General features: G+C 52.9%; 3 protein-coding genes. All 3 read right to left on the bottom strand.

Annotated elements, in window-relative coordinates:
- The coding region (gene chrA, locus ABYT30_RS17405; RefSeq protein WP_373097737.1) for a chromate efflux transporter at positions 1-993 on the bottom strand (993 nt) is incomplete at its 3' end.
- 66 nt (positions 994-1059) lie between these two features.
- Positions 1060-2892: a DEAD/DEAH box helicase gene (locus tag ABYT30_RS17400; RefSeq protein WP_373097735.1), complete on the bottom strand. Its 1833-nt coding sequence runs from the start codon at positions 2890-2892 to the stop codon at positions 1060-1062.
- A 168-nt stretch (positions 2893-3060) separates the two neighbouring features.
- Positions 3061-3347 (bottom strand): acyl-CoA thioesterase (locus ABYT30_RS17395; RefSeq protein WP_373097733.1); only part of this gene is annotated, 287 nt, incomplete at its 5' end.

Here is a 3347-nt window from a genome sequence, read left to right as displayed (position 1 = left end):
CGGATTCACCCAAGCAGCCACTAACATGCCAACCGCTACCGCATTCACTCCCGCAATCGCCGCAACAACGCGGCCCTGCTGAGCCAATTGCCGCCACACGCCACTAAGCCCAGCGACTAACAAAAAGCCAGGCAGGAACACAGCCACGGTCGCCAAAAGCGCACCGCCCAAGGCCACCTCAGGTCGCAAGGCTGCCCCAAGGTAGCTCGCGAAGGAAAACATAGGCCCTGGCACAGCTTGCGCCGCCGCATAGCCTAATAAAAAGCGATCTTTACTCAATTCATCGCCAATATAAGACTCCAAGAGTGGCAAAACGACGTGGCCACCACCAAAGACAAAACTACCGGCCTGATAAAAAATCCCAAACAGCGTATGAGAAAACAACACACTAAGCAGAAGTAAACCCGCAAAACTGAGCAAGCAGCTGAGTGCAGTTTGTGTTAAATCGATCGCTCCCACTGTTGCACCAGGCCTCGCCCGCCACGCCATCCACAATGCAGCGCCGAGCAATAAGGCAAACTGGCGCAGGGGCGTCATTGCCAACAATAAAACGAGTGCGCTAATAAGACTAATAATGATCGTGGTTGGCTGCCGACAAAATTGCTTAGCCATGCTCCAGATAGCATCGGCCACGACTACCACAGCCAACAATTTCAAACCGCTGATAATACCCTGCGCCCAGCTGTCCGAATTGAGATCACGCTGTAATACCGCAAGACCGAACATCAACAGAAAAGACGGTAGTGTAAATCCGAGAAAAGCAGCCATACCCGCCGGAAGACCACCACGCTGACAGCCAATAGCAAAGCCAAGCTGACTGGAGGCTGGACCGGGAAGGAACTGACACAATGCGAGATGCGCGGCAAAATCCTGTTCACTGAGCCAGGCTTTCTGCTCAACAAACACGCGCCGAAAATAGCCTATGTGTGCCGCAGGGCCACCAAAGCTGATACAACCAAGATAAAGGAAGTTGAGGAAAACCTTAAAAATCACGCTTAAACTCTCTGGCAGAGCTCTGGGGTAGAGTAGCCAAAGAGTCTAAGCGATTACGCGTAAAGCTTAAACCTTACCGCGCTTTTCTCTAGTGCCAGTCAACGTAGGCTTCGCTGAGGCAGGCTTTGCGCTTGCCGGCTTTGCTGCCGCATTTGAGGCCCTGGGCTTGGCTTTTACCGGCTTGCGCCCCGCTTTGTCATTGCCGGGCTTGCCACGCGGCTTGCGCGGACGCTCACGATCATCTATCGGCATATCGCCGCCTTCATGCACCGAGATATTCAGCGCTTGGCCAGCCACGCGCGTAGTGCGTAAACACTGAACTACGTCATCTGGCATTTCTTTCGGCAGGTCTACCGTGGTGAACTCCGGGTAAATCGAAATACGCCCAATATTCGCACTGTCGATATTGGCTTCGTTGGCGATAGCACCAACAATATTGCCGGCGCTAACACCGTGTTGGCGACCAACTTCTATGCGGTAGCGCTGCATACCAGCGTCTGCCCCACGCGAGATGCCGCCTGGCTTATCACGGCTTTGCGGACGATCTGTCATCATCTTCGGCGCGTCTTTTACCAACAATGGCTTATCACCTTGCAACTGGCTAGCAAGTGCAGCGGCAACGTCAATTTCAGACACATCGTGCTTGGCAACGTATTCCTGCAGCATTTTACGGAAAAAGCTCAGATCGGTGCCGGCGAGCGTATCGGTGATCTTCTGCATAAAGCGATCGACACGCAGAGCGTTAATATTCTCCGCGCTTGGCAGACCCATCTCTTCAATTGACTGGCGCGTGGCGCGTTCAATCGCTTGCAGCATACGCTTTTCACGGGGCGCAACAAACAAAATTGCGTCACCGCTCCGACCAGCACGTCCGGTGCGACCAATGCGGTGTACATAGGCTTCGGTATCGTGGGGAATATCGTAGTTGATAACGTGACTAATACGCTCAACATCGAGACCACGCGCCGCGACGTCAGTTGCGATAACAATGTCCAAACGGCCATTTTTAAGCTGTTCTACTGTGCGTTCGCGCTGGGCCTGGGCGATATCGCCATTTAGTGCTGCCGCTGCATAACCACGGGCCTGAAGCTTTTCAGCTAGCTCAGTGGTCACCAGTTTAGTCCGCACAAAGATGATCATGCCGTCAAAGGGTTCTGCTTCCAGAATACGCGTCAGGGCATCAAGTTTATTCAAGCCCCGCGCCATCCAATAGCGTTGGCGGATGGTGATCGCCGTTGAAGTTTTCGTCTGAATGGTGACCTGCTCTGGGTTCGTCAGGTACGTTGTTGCGATACGGCGAATTGCCGAGGGCATCGTCGCGGAAAATAACGCGATCTGACGTTTGGCGGGCATTTGTGACATAACCCATTCAACATCGTCGATGAAGCCCATACGCAGCATTTCATCGGCTTCATCGAGCACCAGATGGGTTAAATCATCCAGTTTTAGCGTGCCGCGACGCATATGGTCCATTACCCGGCCTGGGGTACCAACCACCACTTGCACACCGCGCTTAAGCGCCGCAAGTTGGCCACGGTAATCTTGGCCACCATAAATTGGTAGCACATTGAAACCGGGAAGGTTTGCAGCATAGCTTTGCAAGGCCTCGGCAACCTGAATAGCCAACTCGCGGGTCGGCGCCAAAATAAGGGCCTGGGTACGACGGCTGTTAACGTCTAATCGCGAGAGCAAGGGCAAGGCAAAGGCCGCCGTTTTACCGGTACCGGTTTGCGCCTGGCCAACCACATCTCTGCCGGCAAGTATTAGGGGAATTGTCGCCGCCTGAATCGGCGAGGGAACTTCGTAACCAACTGCTTTTACCGCAGCAAGAATAAGAGGCGCAAGGCCTAAATCGTCAAAAGTAAGCGTGTCCGCTGGCGCGGGTGTATCTGAGGGCATAATCACTACCGTAGGAATCAAGAGTCGCCGCAACATTTGACCCCACTCGGCCGAACGCAGCCAATGGCGTTGAGGCGGCATTATACCGGCATGGGGCGACAATTACCGCGAAACCTTTGGCCTTTTTTGGCATTAGCCAGCGCCATTCGCCGCAGTATTGACTATATTTTAGCTCAGTTTTTGTAATTCAGTGCGTATCGCAGCAGGGATTTCCTGCTTTTGCTGGGCATTATAATCAAAATAAATCATAACTGCAGACCCTGTCGCAGTCTTTTCTCCTCGCTGCCAAAGCTCGTGTTCGACAACAAAAGAGGATTGCCCAATATGGCCGATACGGGTTCTTACTTGAGCGGGAAACTCATAATATGTCTGGGCGAGAAAATCGACATCGATTTTACGCAGTATTAAATTCCACTTATCGAGGCTTAGCCCCGGATTACATATCTCGAATATCG

This window comes from Zhongshania sp. (genome assembly GCF_041623545.1).
In the GTDB taxonomy this organism is placed as follows: Bacteria; Pseudomonadota; Gammaproteobacteria; order Pseudomonadales; family Spongiibacteraceae; genus Spongiibacter.
The sequence above is the reverse complement of the archived record's forward strand: the minus strand, read 5'-3'. Positions and strand labels throughout refer to the sequence as shown.